Raw genomic sequence first — 17,468 nt, 5'->3', positions numbered from 1 at the left:
CGCGGGGGGTCAGCCGGGTGCGTCCTGGCGCGGCGGCACCTCGGGGGCGCCCTTTCCCACCTCGGGAGTCTCGTCCGGCTTCTCCCTGGGATAGTGCAGGTCGAAGGCGGGCCTCTCGGAGCGGATGGAGGGCATGCTGGTGAAGTTGTGGCGCGGGGGCGGGCAGCTCGTCGCCCACTCCAGGGAGTTGCCGTAACCCCATGGGTCGTCGAGCGTGACCTTGGGCGCGCGTCTGGCGGTCTTCCAGACGTTGTAGAGGAAGGGCAGCGTCGAGGCCCCCAGCAGGAAGGCGCCGACCGAGGAGATCTCGTTGAGCGTGGTGAAGCCGTCGGCGGGGCTGTAGTCGGCGTAGCGCCTGGGCATGCCGAGCTGCCCGAGCAGGTGCTGGATGAGGAAGGTGGTGTGGAAGCCGATGAACAACGTCCAGAAGTGCAGCTTGCCGAGCCGGTCGTCGAGCATCCGGCCGGTCATCTTCGGCCACCAGAAGTAGAACCCGGAGAACATGGCGAACACGACGGTGCCGAAGACCACGTAGTGGAAGTGGGCGACGACGAAGTAGCTGTCGCTGACGTGGAAGTCGAGCGCGGGCGAGGCCAGGATGACGCCCGTCAGGCCGCCCAGCAGGAACGTCACCAGGAAGCCCACGGCGAACAACATCGGCGACTCGAAGCTGAGATGGCCCCGCCACATCGTGCCGATCCAGTTGAAGAACTTCACCCCGGTCGGGACCGCGATGAGGAACGTCATGAAGGAGAAGAACGGCAGCAGCACCTGGCCGGTGGGGAACATGTGGTGTGCCCACACCGTCATCGACAGGCCCGCGATCGTGATCGTGGCGCCGACCAGCCCCATGTAGCCGAAGAGCGGCTTGCGGCTGAAGACCGGGATCACCTCGCTGATGATCCCGAAGAACGGCAGCGCGATGATGTACACCTCGGGATGGCCGAAGAACCAGAACAGGTGCTGCCAGAGCAGAGGCCCGCCGTTGTCGCTGAGGAAGACCTGCGTGCCGAGCTTGCGGTCGGATTCGAGCACCAGCAGCGCCGCGGCCAGCACGGGGAAGGCCATCAGCACGAGCATGCTGGTCAGCAGCACGTTCCAGGTGAACAGCGGCATCCTGAACATGGTCATGCCGGGCGCGCGCATGCCGATGATCGTGGTGATGAAGTTGACCGCGCCGAGGATCGTACCGAGGCCGGACAGGGTCAGCCCCATGATCCACAGGTCCGCGCCGACCTGCGGCGTGTGGACCACGTCGGACAGCGGCGTGTACGCGAACCACCCGAAGTCGGCCGCGCCCCCCGGCGTGAAGAACCCCGCCACCACCATCAGCCCGCCGAACAGGAACAGCCAGTACGCCACCGCGTTCAGCCGCGGGAAGGCCACGTCGGGCGCGCCGATCTGCAGCGGCATGACCACGTTCGCGAACCCGGCGAACAGCGGGGTGGCGAACAGCAGCAACATCACCGTGCCGTGGATGGTGAAGAGCTGGTTGTACTGCTGCTGACTGACGATCTGCATGCCCGGGGCGGCGAGTTCGGCCCGGATGAACATGGCCATGACGCCCGCGACGAGGAAGAACGCGAACGAGGTGATCAGGTAGAGATACCCGATGACCTTGTGGTCGGTCGTCGACATCCAGGACGCGATGACGGTTCCGGTGCGCCTGCGCCTGACCTGCTCGAGCGAGGTGTCACGAACAGTCGTCACGGCTGCTCCCTCCAAGGCGGAGTTTGGCCTGCCCAGATCTACCCATTCCACGCCAACGATCGCCGCACGGGAAGTCGTTCTTTGTTATTCGCCGACGAAAGCTTTGGCGGTGCCCGGTTACCGGCTCACCCGGGGATGTCTTCTATCCTTCGATAGCCGGACCGACTCGGAGGAGATGATCGTGACCGCTCAGCGTGACTACGCCGACCTCGTCCAGCGAGGGCTCTCGCTCGACCTCACCAGGGGCAAGCCGTCGCCGCGCCAGCTGGATCTCTCCAACGACCTGCTCAAACTGCCGACGTCGTACCGCGCGGCCGACGGCACTGACGGCCGTAACTACGGCAATCTGCAGGGCCTGGCCGAGTTGCGTGAGCTGTTCGCGCCGCTGATCCAGGTCCCCGCGGGGCAGATCGTGGTCGGAGGCAACTCCAGCCTGGCCATGATGCACGACACGGTGGTGCACGCGCTGCTCACCCAGGTGCCGGGCGCCGCGCGGCGGTGGATCGAGGAGCCGGAGATCACGTTCCTGTGCCCGGTCCCCGGATATGACCGGCATTTCACCATTTGCGAGCGGTTCGGGATCAAGATGGTCCTCGTCCCGATGAACGCCGGCGGCCCCGACATGGACGTGGTCGAGCGCCTGGTCGCCACCGACGCCAGTGTCAAGGGCATGTGGTGCGTGCCGAAGTACAGCAACCCCAGCGGCGTCACCTACAGCGACGAGACCGTGCGCAGGCTGGCCACCATGACGACCGCCGCGCCCGACTTCCGGATCTTCTGGGACAACGCGTACGCGGTGCACCACCTCACCGACACCCCTGACGAGGTGGCCGACCTGCTGGCGCTCAGCGCCGAGCACGGCAACGCCGACCGCGTGTTCGTCTACGCCTCGACCTCGAAGGTGACGCTGGCCGGCTCCGGCGTGTCCTTCTTCGGCGGCTCACCGGCGAACGTCAAGTGGCTCCTGCACAACACCTCGAAGCAATCCATCGGCCCCGACAAGATCAACCAGCTCCGTCACGTCGAGTTCCTGGGCGACGGCGGCGGGGTGGCCGCCCACATGCGGCGGCACGCCGACCTGATCGGGCCGAAGTTCGAGCTGGTCGACAAGGTGCTGACCGAGCGGCTCGGCGACCTGGGCACCTGGACGAGCCCCAAGGGCGGCTACTTCATCAGCCTGGAGGTGCCGCACGCGGCCGAGGTGGTGGCCAGGGCCAAGGCGGCCGGCATCGCGCTGACGCCCGCGGGCGCCACGCACCCCTACGGCAAGGACCCCGACGACCGCACGATCAGGCTCGCGCCGACCTTCCCGGAGCCGGAGGAGCTGGAGCAGGCCATCAACGGCCTGGCCGTCTGCGTCCGCCTCGTCGCGGAGGAGCGGGGCTAAAGGAGCGGGGCTAGAGGACGCGATTGTTCCTGAAGCCGAAGATGTACTCGCGCGTCTCGCTCGGATGGAACGAGACGCCGACCCCCGGCTCGAAGACGACGTTGTCGCGCGCGCAGTAGTAGAGGCCCTCCCAGACGGCCAGGGCCTTCTCCCTGGCCGGGGCCTCCTGCGTGTCGCGCTTGCGCGCGCCGTACGAGCCGAGCACGTTCAGCAGGCCGAGCCCCCAGAACAGGCCCGTCAGGCAGAACGGGGCGAGCAGCACCTCGCCCCACTTCGGGTCCTGCCCCATCGCGATCACCAGCGACACGACCAGGTGCGCCAGGGCCGCCACCAGGAGCAGGACGTAGCCCTGGTTCCTGGTCCACGCGGTGTAGTGGCGGCTGGGGAAGGACAACCAGACCGCGAGCTGCGTACGGCTCATGACGTGTTTCGACGCCCCGAGCGCGGCCGCGGTGGGCAGATCGGCGATCTCACGCGTGCCCGGTAACCTGACGCGCCCGATCTTGTACGTGGTCCCCGCGGCGACCGCTCCGGGAACGGCGACAACCTGGTCAGTCTCCGAACATACGGGGCACCTGACTTCCACTCGGGAAGTCTGGCCTTTGGGAACGCACTACGCAAACCATAGGGTGCATAGTGTGAGACCGATTGATGCCCTGGTGAACTCCTTGTCCGAAGCCCGCGTCGTCACCGACCCGGACGTGATCGATTCCTACGCCCGCGACCGCACGTTCCTGGAGCCGGGCAAGCCGCTCGGCGTCGTCCTGGCCACCTCCCGCGACGACGTGGTGACCACCATGAAGTGGGCCACCGAGCACCGGGTGCCGGTGGTGCCGCGCGGCGCGGGCACCGGCCTGGCGGGCGCCTCCGTCGCCGGTGACGGCTCGATCGTCCTGTCGCTGGCGAAGATGACCTCGATCAGGGAGCTCTCCCCCGCCGACGAGATCGCCGTCGTCGAGCCCGGCGTCATCACCGCCGACCTGGACAAGGCCGCCAGGGAGCACGGCCTCATGTACGCGCCCGACCCGTCCTCCTACGAGATCTCCACCATCGGCGGCAACCTGGCCACCAACGCCGGCGGCCTGCGCTGCGTCAAGTACGGCGTGACCAGGGACTCGGCGCTCGGCCTTGAGGTCGTGCTGGCCGACGGCCGGATCCTGAACACCGGCAGGCGCACCATGAAGGGCGTCACCGGCTACGACCTGACCGGGCTGTTCGTCGGCTCGGAGGGCACGCTCGGCGTGATCACCGCCGCCACGGTGCGCCTGCGCCGGGCGCCGGCCGCGCCGCCCGCGACGTTCGCGGCCGAGTTCGGCTCGTTGCGGGACGCGGGCGCGGCCGTGTCGGCGATCATGGCGGCCGGCTGCCAGCCGTCGCTCATGGAGTTGCTCGACCGGGCCACGCTGGAGGCCATCGACGACTGGCGCAACATCGGCCTCGAAGCCACCACGCAGGCCATGCTGATCGGGCAGTCCGACGCGGCCGACGGTCAGGCCGTGGTCGAGCGCATGGAGAGCATCTGCACCGGCAACGGCGCCTCGTTCGTGGCCGTGTCCTCCAGCCCGGCCGAGGCCGAGGAGCTGATCGGGCTGCGGCGGCTGGCCTACGGGGCCAAGGAGCGCCAGGGGGCGTGCCTGGTCGAGGACGTGTGCGTGCCGCGTTCCGTACTGCCCGACATGATCACCGCGATCGAGGCGGCCGGGGAACGGCACGGCGTGCGGATCGCCACCGTGGCGCACGCCGGCGACGGCAACCTGCACCCGGTCTTCATCTTCGAGCACGGCACCGTGGAGCCCCCGCCGGAGGTGTGGGCGGCGGCGGACGAGGTGTTCAAGCAGGCGCTCGCGCTCGGCGGCACCCTGACCGGGGAGCACGGGGTGGGGCTGCTGAAGCGGCGCTGGCTGGAGCTGGAGTCCGGCCCGGTCTCCGGCGAGCTCCAGCGGGGGATCAAGGCCGTCTTCGACCCCCTGGGCCTGCTCAATCCCGGCAAGGCGATCTGACGAGCGTGAACGGATCTCTCTTCACCAACCCGTGACCTTGGCCTTCGAGGCGCACACGACCTGCGACGAAAGGCTGACTTTCCTCGTCAAAACGTGAAACTTCTGACAGGTCCGGCAGACGCCCCGCTGGTCACGCTGGTAGCGTCTTGCCACATCTATTGGGTTGTGATGGGGGTCGGACGTGAATCAGTTCCAGCCGTTGGCGGCGGACGATCCGCGGCGGCTGGGGGCGTATGACATCGTCGCCCGGCTCGGCGAGGGCGGCCAGGGAGTCGTCTATTTGGGCAAGAGCGACTCCGACGAGCAGGTCGCCGTCAAGTTGCTGCACCACGCCCTGGTGGCCGACACCGACGCCAGGACCAGGTTCCTGCGCGAGGTCGCGGTGGCGCAGCGGGTGGCACGGTTCTGCACCGCTCCCGTGCTCAACGCCGACCTCGACGGGAGCCGGCCGTACATCGTGAGCGAGTACGTGCCGGGGCCCTCCCTGCGCGAGCTCGTGATCAACGAGGGGCCGCGGCGGGGCGCGGCCCTGGAACGCCTGGCCATCAGTACGGCCACCGCGCTCGCGGCCATCCACCGCGCCGGGATCCTGCATCGCGACTTCAAGCCGGCCAACGTGCTCATGGGGCCCGAGGGTCCCGTCGTGATCGACTTCGGCATCGCCCGCGCCCTTGACTCCCCCGGCGCGACCGCCACGGGCATGGCCATGGGGACGCCGTCGTACCTGGCGCCCGAGCAGCTCAGCGGCGCCGCGGTGTCGGAGGCGGCCGACGTGTTCGCGTGGGGCGTCACGATGGTGTTCGCCGCCACCGGCAAGCCCGCCTTCGGCGCCGACTCCATTCCCGTGGTGATGAACCGGATCCTGAACGAGGAGCCGGAGCTCGGGAAGATGGAGGGCGTGCTGGGCGACCTGGTGGCCGCCTGCCTGTCCAAGGACCCCGCGCAGCGGCCCAGCGCGGACGAACTGATCGTCCAGCTCACCGGCCAGCCCGCCCCCAAGGCGGCCATCGAGCCGGTGACCGGCCAGAACGCGTTCTCGGCCGGTGCCCTCGGCGCGGCCGGTGCGGCCGCGGCCGCCGCCGCCCCTCAGGCTGGTGCCAGTGGCACGAGCGGTCCCATCGCCCGTCCCGGAGCAGAAGGCGCACAGGGGCAGGCCTATCCCGGCCCATGGACGCAGCCGACCGGCCCCTTCCTCGCGGGCGGGCCGAACCAGGCGGGCCCGCAGCCGGCGACCCCGCCGCAGACCGGCGACTACGGCCGTCCGGCAGCCGCGGCGGCACAGAGCGGTCCCGTCCAGGGCGGCCCGGCCGGTGGCGCACCCCACAGCGGCCCCCAGGCGGCGATGCCCCAGGGCGGACCCGTCCAGGGTGGTGCGGGTCAGGGTGGTTCGCCCCACGGCCCGCAGAGTGGCTCTCAGGCGGGCATGCCTCAGAACGGCCCCCACGCGGCGGCACCGTTTGGATCGCACCAGCCCGGCGGCGCGCAGCCCGGCCCCATGGGCGGACCCCAGGTCGGCATGCCCGGCGGACCGCAGGCGGGTATGCCTGGCAGCCCCCAAGCGGGTATGCCTGGCGGACCGCAGGCCGGTATGCCCGGCGGTGGCCCTCAGGCAGGTATGCCTCAGGCAGGCGCCCAGACGCCGCACGGCCACGCCCAGGGCGGCCCCGGCAGCAGCCCGCACGGCCCCGGCGGCATGCCGCCCCACGGCCCCTACCAGGCGGGCGTCCCAGGGCGTCCCAACGGAGCGGGTGACGGCGCGCCCGCCAAGCAGCGCCGTACCCTGACCCTCGCTCTTTCCGGCGCCGCCGCGGCGGCGCTGCTGGTGGTGGCCGGCGCGGTCGTCGTGCAGGCGAACTCCAAGGAGGTCCCGGTCGTACCCGTGGGCAACACCTCCAACAACACCGACGGCGCTTCGGGCGCCGGCCAGCCGGGCGAGGCTCAAGTGTCCCCGCCCGTGGCGCTCCCGACGGAAACCCTGGCCCCGGTCCCCACACTGGACATCGAGCCGGAGAAGACCAAGAAGGCGAAGAAGCCCACCAGGGAGCCGATCGCCCAGGTCCCCAACCCGGTCACCCAGCCGCCGGCCACGCATCGCCCGCAGCCCACCCCGACCAAGAAGAAAAAGAAGAATTCGACGCTCGTCGAACCCGACGCGGAGCCCACGAACCGTCCGTCGGCCGAGTACAGCACGGGCGCCCCGCGCCCGACGACGAAGCGGCCCACGACGAAGCCCACGGTGAAGCCGACGACCAAGCCCCCGCAGCTGAAGCCGAACCCGTACAGCGTGACGGCGGTCTGCGGCTCCGGTTACAAGGTCGTCGACTCTCACGCGCTGGGCTCCTACGCCACGATCTACCTCACGTACAACAGCAGCGCGGGCAAGAACTGCGTGGTCACGATGTCGAAGCTGGTGTATCCCGGCAAGATGCCCATGAACGCCATCCTTCAGGTCAAGGGCGGTTCCAGCGTGAGCAACGCGGGCAAGTTCACGGCGTACGCCGGCCCGGTGCGCGCGGCCGCCAAGAAGAAGTGTGTGATCTGGGGCGGCACGTGGGCCACGCAGAGCTGGAAGTCCGGCTGGAGTCACTGCACCTGACCGTCGCCGGCTCTCCCGAGGTGAGCACGTGATCAGGAGCACGCTCGACACCGGCAGCGAGGACTTCCGGCTGCGCCGCGAGGCGATGCTGGCCAAGCTGGCCGAACTCGACGCCGAGCAGGCCAGGGCGGTGGCCGGGGGCGGCGCGAAATACGCCGAGCGGCATCGCGCCCGCGGCGGCCTGCCGGCGAGGGAGCGGGTCGAGCTGCTGGTCGACGCCGACTCGCCGTTCCTGGAGCTGTCGCCGCTGGCGGCCTGGGGCAGCGAGTTCCCGGTCGGGGCGAGCGTGGTGACCGGGATCGGCGTGGTCGAGGGCGTCGAGTGCGTGATCACCGCGAACGATCCCACGGTCCGCGGCGGCGCCTCGAACCCGTGGACGCTGAGGAAGACCCTGCGCGCGGCGGAGATCGCGCTGCGCAACCGGCTCCCGTACCTGAATCTGGTCGAGAGCGGCGGCGCGGACCTGCCGACGCAGAAGGAGATCTTCATCCCCGGCGGGCAGATCTTCCGCGACCTGAGCAGGCTGTCGGCGGCGGGGGTCCCGACGGTCGCGCTCGTGTTCGGCAACTCCACCGCGGGCGGCGCCTACGTGCCAGGGATGAGCGACCACGTGGTGATGGTACGCGGGCGCGCCAAAGTCTTCCTGGGCGGTCCGCCGCTGGTCAAGATGGCCACCGGGGAGGAGTCCGACGACGAGTCGCTGGGCGGCGCCGAGATGCACGCCAGGGTCAGCGGGCTGGCCGACCATCTGGCGGAGGACGAGCACGACGCGCTGCGGATCGGGCGGCGGATCATCGCCTCGCTCGGCTGGCGCAAGCAGGGCCGCGAGCCGGAGGCGGGCGTGCGGGAGCCGGTCTACCCGGCCGACGAGCTGCTCGGGATCGTGCCGGAGGATCTCCGGGTGCCGTTCGACCCGCGGGAGGTGCTGGCGCGGGTGGTGGACGGGAGCGAGTTCGAGGAGTTCAAGCCGCTGTACGGGGCCTCCCTGGTGACCGGGTGGGCGCGGATCCACGGCTACCGGGTGGGTGTGCTGGCCAACGCGCGCGGCGTGCTGTTCAGCCAGGAGTCGCAGAAGGCCACGCAGTTCATCCAGCTCGCGAACCAGTCGCGCACCCCGCTGCTGTTCCTGCAGAACACCACCGGCTACATGGTCGGCAAGGACTACGAGCAGGGCGGCATCATCAAGCACGGCGCCATGATGATCAACGCGGTGTCCAACTCGACCGTGCCACATCTGACCGTCGTCATGGGAGCGTCGTACGGGGCGGGGAACTACGGCATGTGCGGGCGCGCCTACGATCCCCGTTTCCTGTTCACCTGGCCGAGCGCCAAGTCGGCGGTGATGGGTCCCGCGCAGCTCGCCGGGGTGTTGTCGATCGTGCGGCGGGCGTCGGCGCGGGCGAAGGAGCAGGTGTACGACGAGGAGGCGGACGCGGCCATGCGCGCGATGGTCGAGGAGCAGATCGAGGCCGAGTCGCTGGCGTTCTTCCTGTCGGGCCGCCTGTACGACGACGGGGTCATCGATCCGCGTGACACGCGTACCGTGCTGGGCATGTGCCTGTCGGCGGTCAACAGCGCGCCGGTGCCCGAGGCATCCGGTTACGGGGTGTTCCGGCCGTGATCAGTCGTCTGCTCGTCGCGAACCGGGGCGAGATCGCCCGGCGCGTCTTCCGTACCTGCCGGTCGCTCGGCATCTCCACGGTCGCCGTGTTCTCCGGCCCCGACGCGGGGGCGCCGCACGTGGCCGAGGCCGACCTGGCGGTACGCCTGCCCGGCGCGCATCCCGCGGAGACCTACCTGGACGCCGATCTGCTGCTGGCGGCGTGCCGGGCCTGCGGCGCGGACGCCGTGCATCCCGGTTACGGCTTCCTGTCGGAGAACGCGGAGTTCGCGCGGGCCGTGCTGGCGGCCGGGCTCGTGTGGGTGGGCCCGCCGCCCGAGGCCATCGCCGCCATGGGGTCCAAGATCGAGGCCAAGCGGCTGATGGCGGAGGCCGGGGTGCCCGTTCTGCCCTCGCTCGATCTGTCCGCGCCTTCGTCGTACCCGCTGCTGGTCAAGGCGTCCGCGGGCGGGGGCGGGCGCGGGATGCGGATCGTGCGCGAGCCCGGCTCGCTCGCCCTGGAGGTCGAGTCGGCGCGCCGCGAGGCCGCCTCGGCGTTCGGCGACGGTACGGTGTTCGCCGAGCCCCTGCTGGAGCGGGCCCGGCACGTCGAGGTCCAGGTGCTGGCCGACCGGCACGGGGGCGTGTGGGCGCTGGGCGAGCGCGAGTGCAGCGTGCAACGACGGCATCAGAAGGTGGTCGAGGAGTGTCCTTCGCCTGGGATCTCCGATGAGACGCGGGAGTCGTTGTACGACGCCGCCGTCAGGGCTGCCAGGAAGGTCGGCTATGTCGGGGCCGGGACGGTGGAGTTCCTGGTCGAAGGGGACCGGGTGGCGTTCCTGGAGATGAACACCCGGCTCCAGGTGGAGCATCCGGTGACGGAGCTGGTGTACGGGGTGGATCTCGTACGGATGCAGCTCGAACTGGCCGAGGGGGCGGCGCTGCCTCCCGAGCCGCCCGCGCGCGCCGGGTGGGCGGTGGAGGCGCGGTTGTATGCCGAGGACGCCGAGTATGTGCCGCAGAGCGGGGTGTTGCGGCGGTTCGAGGTGCCGGGTGAGGTTCGGGTGGATTCGGGGGTGGAGTCCGGGTCCGTGGTGTCGCCCTACTACGACGCGATGCTGGCCAAGGTGGTGGCGCATGGCGCGACGCGGGATGAAGCGGTCCGCAGACTGACGACGGCACTGCGCCAGGCCAAGCTCCACGGCCTCACAACAAATCGAGATTTGTTGGTCGAAATACTGACAAATCACCATTTCATAGCCGGTGACATCGACACCGGCTTCCTCTCCCACGCCGTCTCTTCGCCTGCCGCCGCGGCTGACCCGTTGACGTCGCTGGCCGCCGCCCTCGCCATCGCCGCCGGGAACCGCCGCCGGGCCCGGGTGTTGCCCGGCCTGCCCAGCGGCTGGCGCAACGTCCGCTCCCAGCCCAGCCGCGCCCACTTCGAGGAGACCGGGCCGGTCGTCTACGACCCCCTCCCCGAGGCGATCACCGTCATCAGCGCCCAGTCGCACGAGGTGGTCCTGGAACGGGACGGCGTGCGACGGACGTTCGAGGTGACCCGCTACGACGACGATGACAGCGGAACCGTCTACGTGGACCACGCCGACGGCCATGCGGCGCTGACCCCTGTGCCCCGTCTCCCTGAACCCGCCGGGCACCTCGCCCCCGGATCCCTCCTGGCCCCCATGCCGGGAAGCGTGCTGCGCGTCGAGGTGGAGCCCGGCGACCGGGTGGCCAAGGGCCAGTCGGTCCTGGTCATCGAGGCGATGAAGATGGAGCATCGGATCATCGCTCCGGCCGATGGCGTGGTGTCCGCCGTACACGTGGAGAAGGGCCGGCAGGTCGACGCGGGAGCGGTGCTGGCGATCATCCAGGAGGGGAACTCATGACAAGCCTGGTGCACAAGGACCTCGCGGGCGGCGTCGCGACGATCACGCTGGACTCGCCGCCCAACCGCAACGCCCTGTCGGTACGCCTGCTCACCGACCTGGCCGACCGCCTGAACTGGGCACTCGCCGACCCGGACGCCAGGGTGATCGTGCTGACCGCCACAGGAAACGTGTTCTGCTCCGGTGCCGACCTCAAAGAACAGCGACAACCGGGCGCGCCCGTGACGGCCTCCTTCCCAGAGATCATGAGTCTCGTCTGGGAGAGCCCCAAACCGGTGATCTGCCGCCTCAACGGCACCGCAAGGGCGGGCGGCCTGGGCCTGGTGGCGGCGTGCGACTTCGCGATCGCCCCGCTGACGGCGTCGTTCGCGTTCACGGAGGTATGGCTGGGGGTCGCCCCCGCCATGATCGCCGTCCCCGTGCTCAGGCGCCTGGACCCTCGCGCCGCCTCGGAGTACTTCCTCACCGGCGAGGTCTTCGACGCCACGAGAGCCGTGGACATCGGACTGTTGTCGCGGGCGGTGCCCGAGGAAGATCTGGACGCCACCGTCGCCCACTACGCCGAGATGCTCATGAAGGGCGGCCCGGAAGCCCTGGCGATCACGAAGCGGCTGGTCAGAGAGGTGCCCGGGGTGTCGTTCCAGGAGGGCCTGCGGCGGATGACCGACCTGTCGGCCGAGCGCTTCACCTCGGAGGAAGGCCAGGAGGGCATCGCCGCGTTCATGGACAAGCGGCCCCCCAAATGGGTCCCACCCCAGGTCTGACGCTGCCATGGTGCTGCGCGTCGCGAACTGCAGCGGCTTCTACGGCGACCGTCTCTCCGCCGCGAGGGAAATGGTGGAGGGCGGGCCGATCGACGTCCTGACCGGGGACTGGCTGGCCGAGCTGACGATGTTCATCCTGGCCGCGAACCGGCTCAAGGGCCGCCCCGGCTACGCGCCCACATTCCTCCGCCAGTTGGAGGACGTCCTGGGCCCCTGCCTCGACAAAGGCATCAGAATCGTGACGAACGCGGGCGGGCTGGACCCGGCGGGCTGCGCGGAGGCCGTACACGACCTGGCCACCCGCCTCGGCCTCTCCCCCGCCATCGCCCACGTGACGGGCGACGACCTCACCGGCCATCCCCTCGACCTCGTCAACGCCGACACAGGCGAACCCCTCGAAGCAACCCCCCTGACCGCCAACGCCTACCTCGGCGCCCGCCCCATCGCCACCGCGCTGTCGGCGGGCGCGGACGTGGTGGTGACCGGCCGCGTCACGGACGCCGCTCTGGTGACGGGCCCCGGCATCTGGCGGTACGGCTGGGGCCCGCAGGACCTCGACCCCCTGGCGGGCTCGGTGGTGGTGGGCCACATCCTCGAATGCGGCTGCCAGGCCACCGGCGGGAACTACGCCTTCTTCCAGGACGTACCGGACCTGGCCCACTGCGGCTTCCCTCTCGCCGAACTCCACCCGGACGGCTCAGCGATCATCACCAAACACCCCGGCACCGGCGGCCTGGTCTCGGTCGGCACGATCACGGCGCAACTGGTCTACGAACTGGGCGGCCCCCGCTACCTGGGCCCCGACGTGGTGGCCCGCTTCGACACGATCACCCTGTCGGACGACGGCCCGGACCGCGTACTGGTCTCCGGCGTCCGCGGCGACCCGCCCCCGGACACCCTCAAGGTCGCCGTCAACTACCTGGGCGGCTACCGCAACACCATGACCCTCGTCCTGACGGGCCTGGACATCCCGGCGAAGGCCAGGGTGGCTGAGGAAACCCTCTGGTCCCGGATCCCCCGCGACTCCTTCGACGAGGTCCACGTCACCCTCACCGATCCCGGCCTGCTCCGCGTCACCGTCATGTCCCCCGACCCCCACCTCGCCGGCCGCGCCTTCTCCGCCGCCGTAGTGGAAACGGGCCTGTCCAGCTACCCCGGCCTCCACACCCTCACCCCGCCCACCAACGCCTCACCGTACGGGATCTACTGGCCGGCCCTGGTCCCGTCCTCCCAAGTCCACCCCCAGGTCTTCCTGAACGGCGACCAACTCCCTCCCCCACCCCACGCGACCCCCACCGCACCACCGCCCACCACCACAACCCAGAGCCCCGCCGAGACCCCAAGCACATCCAGACCCCCGCGCACCACCACAACACCCGGCACCACCGAGCCACCGGGCACCACCTGGCCGCCAGGCGCCAGTGCGGCACCGGGTGCCACCGCAACACCGGGCACCGCGGCGACACCGCGCACCGCCGAGCCACCGGACACCGCCGAAGCAACGGGCACCGCTTGGCCGCCAGGCGTCGGCGCGGCATCGGGCGCGCCCGCGTCACCCGCGCGCTCAGCGCCGGGTCGGCGGGATGAAGGACGGCGGAGTTCGGCGCCGGTGGTCGGCGGCCAGGAGGTCGCGCGCATCCCCCTGGGCCGGATCGCCGGTGCCCGTTCGGGCGACAAAGGCGGCAACGCCAACCTGGGCGTCTGGACCGACACCCAGGCCCGCTACGAATGGCTGTCCACCCACCTCACCCCGGCAACCCTGGAACAGCTCCTCCCATCCCTGGCCGGCCACCGCATCGACCGCCACGACCTCCCCAACCTAAAAGCACTGAACTTCGTCATCCACGGCCTCCTCGGCAGAGGCGTGGCGGCCAGCCCCAGAATGGACCCCCAGGCCAAGGCATTGGGCGAGGAGCTACGCGCCCAGCCGATGGACATCCCCCGACCCCTGCACCCCTGACACAGCCCACCGCTCCATCAGCCATCACCCCGAGCCCTGCACCCCGACAGAACTCCCCACCCCATCACCCCGAGCCCTGCACCCCCGACAGAGCCCGCCATCCCAGCAATCCCGCCCCCATCAGCCCGGCCATCGCCCCGAGCCGCGACACCCGTACCTCAGGCGCCGCCCGGAACGCCAGCCGCCCGGCCAGCCGCTCCCGCAGCGGTACGACGAGCGCGTCCCCCGCCAGCGCCACCCCACCGCCCAGCACGATGAGCGCGGGATCAGCCACCAGCGTGTACGTCGCCAGCGCCAGAGCCAACGCCTCCACCGCCTCCCCCCACACAGCCCTCGCCCGAACGTCCCCCTGGGCCGCCAGCCGCACCACTTCCTCGGCCCGCTCCACCCCGTACCGCTCCGCGACGGCGCGACCGGACGCGTACGCCCCCAGGCACCCCCTCTGCCCGCACCCACAGGCCACCCCATCGGGCCACACCGGAATGTGCCCGACCTGCCCGGCCCACCCGCCGGCGCCCCCGTACAGCGCTCCCGACAACACCACGGCCCCCGCGATCCCCGTACCGATGGGCAGGTACAACACGTCCTGCACACCACGCCCGCCCTCCCCGTACGCGAGCTCCGCCTCCCCGGCCGACCGCACGTCGTGCCCCAGAGCCGCCGGCAGCTCCACATCGCCGAAGAACGAAGCGGCAGGCACGTCGCGCCACCCGAACGCGGCGGAGAAGACGGCGTGCCTGGCGGTGACGAGCCCGGGCACCGCCAGCCCCACGGCCAGCGGACGCACCCCGGCGCGGGGCCTGGTGAGGTCGGCGACGAATCCGGAGACGGCGGCGATCACCCGATCGGGACCTTCCGCCCGCGGGGTAGGCCGTCGCTCAAAACCGTGAATCGTCCCGTCACGGGCGACAAATCCACCCTTCATGGTGGTACCGCCGACATCCACCGCAGCAACGACATCATTCATCCGACCATTCTCCCCGCCCGCACTCATGAACCTCCCGCCGACAACACAGGACCAGGCCCCACGAACCCACAGCCTCACGCCCCGGGCAAGGCTCCTGACAGCCGCCGAATCGGCGAGAACCACCCGTCCCCGGACGAGCACGGCGCCGAATCCCCTGGCATGCCCCGACGTACGCGCGGACGCTAGGTTGACCGTGCGCGCGCCGCTCTCATAGGGTCGTCGCCACTAGAATATGATTCTGTCGAAGGGGCGGTCCATGACCTCCACCCACATCGACGTCGGCGCCATCGACTTCGACGCGCTCGGCGCGTGGATGGACACCCAGGGGTTGCCCGGCGGACCCATCACGGCCCCGGCACCGGTCCTGGGCGGCACGCAGAACGTCATGGTGCGCTTCGAGCGCGCCGGCCACCCGTACATCCTGCGCCGCCCTCCCATGCACGCCCGCCGGAAGAGCAACGAGGTGCTGCGCCGTGAGGCGAGGGTGCTGGCGGCGCTGCGTGACACGCCCGTCGCCGCCCCCCGGCTGGTGGCCGCGCAGACCCTGCGGGAGCCGGTGTTCTATCTGATGGAACCGGTGGACGGGTTCAACCCCTCGACGGGGCTGCCGGAGCCGCACGCGTCCGACCCGGCGATCAGGCACCGCATGGGGCTGGAGGCCGCGGCGGCGCTGGCCGAGCTGGGGCGGGTCGATCCGGGGGTGCTGCCGGGGTTCGGGCGGCCGGAGGGCTTCCTGGAGCGGCAGGTGCCGCGCTGGCTCAAGGAGCTCGACTCGTACGGGGAGCTCGACGGCTACCCGGGGCCCGACATCCCCGGCCTGCACGAGACGGCCGACTGGCTCGCCCGCCGCCTCCCTCGTGCGTTCACACCCGGCATCATGCACGGCGACTACCACTTCGCGAACCTCATGTTCGCCTGCGACGGCCCCCGGGTGGCCGCGATCGTGGACTGGGAGATGTGCACGATCGGCGACCCGCTCGTGGACCTCGGCTGGCTGCTGGCCACCTGGCCCTCCAACAACGGCCACGTGCCGGGGCTGCCGCCGCCGCGGGAGATCATCGCGTACTACGCGGCGCTGTCGGAGCGGGACATGTCGGCCATCGACTGGTACGCGGTCATGGCCTGCTTCAAGCTCGGCATCGTCCTGGAGGGCAGCCACGCGCGCGCGTTCGCCGGCAAGGCGCCCAAGGACATCGGCGACCTGTTGCACGCAACGACCCTGGGACTGTTCGAGCGAGCGCGCGAGTTCATGGACGGCGCACTCGACTAAAGCGGTCACCGCCCATCAAACCCGGGCATTCAACCCAGACATTCCCCGCCTTATATCACGATTTCTGGAAAAACGATCACATACCAATCCCCGAGACGTACAATTGCGCGCAATTGCATCTGTTATCCGGGAAGGATCGTCATGCGCATGCGGTTCCTCGGCTCCACCTCGGAGGCGGGCGCCTGTCCCACCCTGTACGAAACCGACCGCGGCACCATCGTCGTCCAAGGTCTGCGCGTCACCGACGCCGAGGCGCTCGCGGACCTCCGTGACGTGCTCGACGGCGAGACCGCGGTCGAGGTGCCCCGCGAACTCATCACCGAAATCGCCCGCCGTGTCCTGCCTGACCTGGCGGCAAACGCTTTCCCGACCAGCGGAGGAACACCGACGGCAACCGGTTGATCACAATTGCGATGGATGCTGGCATGATCGGTACCCGCGGGACTAGCCTCTTGCGGCGTGACGTCGTTTCAGCAGGCGCGCATCGACCTCGGCAGCCAGCTACGTCAGCTGCGCGAGGGGGTCCATCTGTCGGGCAAGGAACTGGCGGAGCGGTTGCGCTGGCAACCGTCCAAGGTCTCCCGCCTGGAGAACGCCCGGCAGACCGCAACCGAGGATGACGTGGTCGTGTGGGCGCAGGCGGTGGGCGCCTCGCCCGACACGACCGATGAGCTGATCAGGCAGTCGATCGCGCTGCTCGAGCGGCACGACGACTGGAAACAGCGCCACCGCAGCGGCCTGGCGGCGATCCAGGAGGACGTACGCGATCTGGAGGCGCGTACGAAGCTCTTTCGCGTCTTCGAACCGGGCATCATCGTGGGCCTGTTGCAGACCTCCGAATACGCCAGGCACGTCTTCCGCAAGGTCAAGCGCCTCTACAGCGCCGCCGACCAGATCGACGCGGCGGTGCGGGTGCGCATGCAGCGCCAGGAGATCCTCTACGACCGGACGCGGACGTTCAGGTTCATCGTGACCGAGGCCGCGTTACGCACGGCCCTGGCCCCGCCCGAGGTGATGCGCGGCCAGATCGACCGCCTGCTGGCCGTCAGCACACTGCCGAACGTGGAGTTCGGCGTGATCCCGTTCAGCACCGAGCTTCCGGCCAACCCGATCAACGGCTTCTGGATCTACAACGAGGCCATGGTCGCGGTCGCAACCATGACAAAGGACCTCATACTGCGTGATCCGGACGACATAGCCTTCTACGTACGAGCCTTCGACGATTACGCGAAGGTGGCCGACTTCGAGGAAGCGGGACGCGAGGTCATCATCGGCATTCTTCACGAATACCGGAAACAAACTCCACATTAACCGCAGCAATT

13 protein-coding genes are annotated in these 17,468 nt (G+C 70.1%); 10 read left to right on the top strand and 3 right to left on the bottom strand.

The window, feature by feature from the left end:
- Positions 1-9: 9 nt before the first annotated feature.
- Complete coding sequence (ctaD, locus tag ACFPZ3_RS36390; protein ID WP_379519027.1) at positions 10-1,638, bottom strand: aa3-type cytochrome oxidase subunit I; 1,629 nt, start codon at positions 1,636-1,638, stop codon at positions 10-12.
- A 247-nt stretch (positions 1,639-1,885) separates the two neighbouring features.
- Here ctaD and ACFPZ3_RS36385 point away from each other — a divergent pair, with 247 nt between their 5' ends.
- Positions 1,886-3,097, top strand: a complete 1,212-nt coding sequence (locus ACFPZ3_RS36385; RefSeq protein WP_379518860.1) for an aspartate aminotransferase type Ic — start codon at positions 1,886-1,888, stop codon at positions 3,095-3,097.
- Between the two features lie 10 nt (positions 3,098-3,107).
- Here the strand turns inward: ACFPZ3_RS36385 and ACFPZ3_RS36380 are convergent, their stop codons facing one another.
- Positions 3,108-3,683, bottom strand: a complete 576-nt coding sequence (locus ACFPZ3_RS36380; protein WP_379518859.1) for a hypothetical protein — start codon at positions 3,681-3,683, stop codon at positions 3,108-3,110.
- Positions 3,684-3,735: 52 nt separating this feature from the next.
- Here ACFPZ3_RS36380 and ACFPZ3_RS36375 point away from each other — a divergent pair, with 52 nt between their 5' ends.
- From ACFPZ3_RS36375 to ACFPZ3_RS36350, 6 genes are all read left to right on the top strand, one after another.
- Positions 3,736-5,097 (top strand): FAD-binding oxidoreductase, encoded by a 1,362-nt coding sequence (locus tag ACFPZ3_RS36375; protein WP_379518858.1) that lies wholly within the window; start codon positions 3,736-3,738, stop codon positions 5,095-5,097.
- Between the two features lie 181 nt (positions 5,098-5,278).
- Entirely contained in the window at positions 5,279-7,693 is a 2,415-nt protein-coding gene (locus ACFPZ3_RS36370) for a serine/threonine protein kinase (protein WP_379518857.1), read from the top strand.
- A gap of 85 nt (positions 7,694-7,778) precedes the next feature.
- On the top strand, positions 7,779-9,314 hold the full coding sequence (locus tag ACFPZ3_RS36365) for an acyl-CoA carboxylase subunit beta (RefSeq protein WP_379519026.1): 1,536 nt from the start codon (positions 7,779-7,781) through the stop codon (positions 9,312-9,314).
- Positions 9,311-11,185, top strand: coding sequence for an ATP-binding protein (locus tag ACFPZ3_RS36360; RefSeq protein WP_379518856.1), 1,875 nt, complete (start codon positions 9,311-9,313; stop codon positions 11,183-11,185). The genes ACFPZ3_RS36365 and ACFPZ3_RS36360 overlap by 4 nt, the downstream gene beginning before the upstream one ends.
- The gene (locus tag ACFPZ3_RS36355; protein WP_379518855.1) at positions 11,182-11,949 is read left to right on the top strand and encodes an enoyl-CoA hydratase-related protein; all 768 of its coding nucleotides are present in this window, start codon (positions 11,182-11,184) and stop codon (positions 11,947-11,949) included. Before ACFPZ3_RS36360 ends, ACFPZ3_RS36355 begins: the two co-directional genes overlap by 4 nt.
- A 7-nt stretch (positions 11,950-11,956) precedes the next feature.
- Complete coding sequence (locus ACFPZ3_RS36350; RefSeq protein WP_379518854.1) at positions 11,957-13,909, top strand: acyclic terpene utilization AtuA family protein; 1,953 nt, start codon at positions 11,957-11,959, stop codon at positions 13,907-13,909.
- 64 nt (positions 13,910-13,973) lie between these two features.
- Here ACFPZ3_RS36350 and ACFPZ3_RS36345 read toward each other — a convergent pair whose 3' ends face one another.
- Positions 13,974-14,876 carry an ROK family protein gene (locus ACFPZ3_RS36345; protein ID WP_379518853.1) on the bottom strand — a complete coding sequence of 301 codons (903 nt, stop codon included), beginning with the start codon at positions 14,874-14,876 and terminating at the stop codon, positions 13,974-13,976.
- 256 nt (positions 14,877-15,132) lie between these two features.
- Between ACFPZ3_RS36345 and ACFPZ3_RS36340 the strand changes: the two genes are divergently transcribed.
- The 3 genes from ACFPZ3_RS36340 to ACFPZ3_RS36330 all read left to right on the top strand — a co-directional run bounded on the left by ACFPZ3_RS36340 (position 15,133) and on the right by ACFPZ3_RS36330 (position 17,457).
- Positions 15,133-16,146 (top strand): phosphotransferase family protein, encoded by a 1,014-nt coding sequence (locus tag ACFPZ3_RS36340; RefSeq protein ID WP_379518852.1) that lies wholly within the window; start codon positions 15,133-15,135, stop codon positions 16,144-16,146.
- Positions 16,147-16,287: 141 nt separating this feature from the next.
- Entirely contained in the window at positions 16,288-16,548 is a 261-nt protein-coding gene (locus ACFPZ3_RS36335; RefSeq protein ID WP_379518851.1) for a hypothetical protein, read from the top strand.
- A 57-nt stretch (positions 16,549-16,605) separates the two neighbouring features.
- The gene (locus ACFPZ3_RS36330) at positions 16,606-17,457 is read left to right on the top strand and encodes a helix-turn-helix domain-containing protein (RefSeq protein WP_379518850.1); all 852 of its coding nucleotides are present in this window, start codon (positions 16,606-16,608) and stop codon (positions 17,455-17,457) included.
- Positions 17,458-17,468: the final 11 nt, after the last annotated feature.

It is taken from the genome of Nonomuraea insulae, assembly GCF_042656245.1.
Note: the sequence above shows the minus strand (reverse complement) of the source record. Positions and strands in the feature narration are given on the sequence as shown.

What these genes read in the sequence shown, in the direction of transcription:
- ACFPZ3_RS36340 (WP_379518852.1), top strand. Translation starts at nt 15,133, where the DNA reads ATGACCTCCACCCACATCGACGTCGGCGCCATCGACTTCGACGCGCTC.
- ACFPZ3_RS36335 (WP_379518851.1), top strand. Translation starts at nt 16,288, where the DNA reads ATGCGCATGCGGTTCCTCGGCTCCACCTCGGAGGCGGGCGCCTGTCCC.
- ctaD (WP_379519027.1), bottom strand. Translation starts at nt 1,638, where the DNA reads ATGTCGACGACCGACCACAAGGTCATCGGGTATCTCTACCTGATCACC.
- ACFPZ3_RS36355 (WP_379518855.1), top strand. Translation starts at nt 11,182, where the DNA reads ATGACAAGCCTGGTGCACAAGGACCTCGCGGGCGGCGTCGCGACGATC.
- ACFPZ3_RS36365 (WP_379519026.1), top strand. Translation starts at nt 7,779, where the DNA reads ATGCTGGCCAAGCTGGCCGAACTCGACGCCGAGCAGGCCAGGGCGGTG.
- ACFPZ3_RS36385 (WP_379518860.1), top strand. Translation starts at nt 1,886, where the DNA reads ATGATCGTGACCGCTCAGCGTGACTACGCCGACCTCGTCCAGCGAGGG.
- ACFPZ3_RS36350 (WP_379518854.1), top strand. Translation starts at nt 11,957, where the DNA reads ATGGTGCTGCGCGTCGCGAACTGCAGCGGCTTCTACGGCGACCGTCTC.
- ACFPZ3_RS36345 (WP_379518853.1), bottom strand. Translation starts at nt 14,876, where the DNA reads ATGAATGATGTCGTTGCTGCGGTGGATGTCGGCGGTACCACCATGAAG.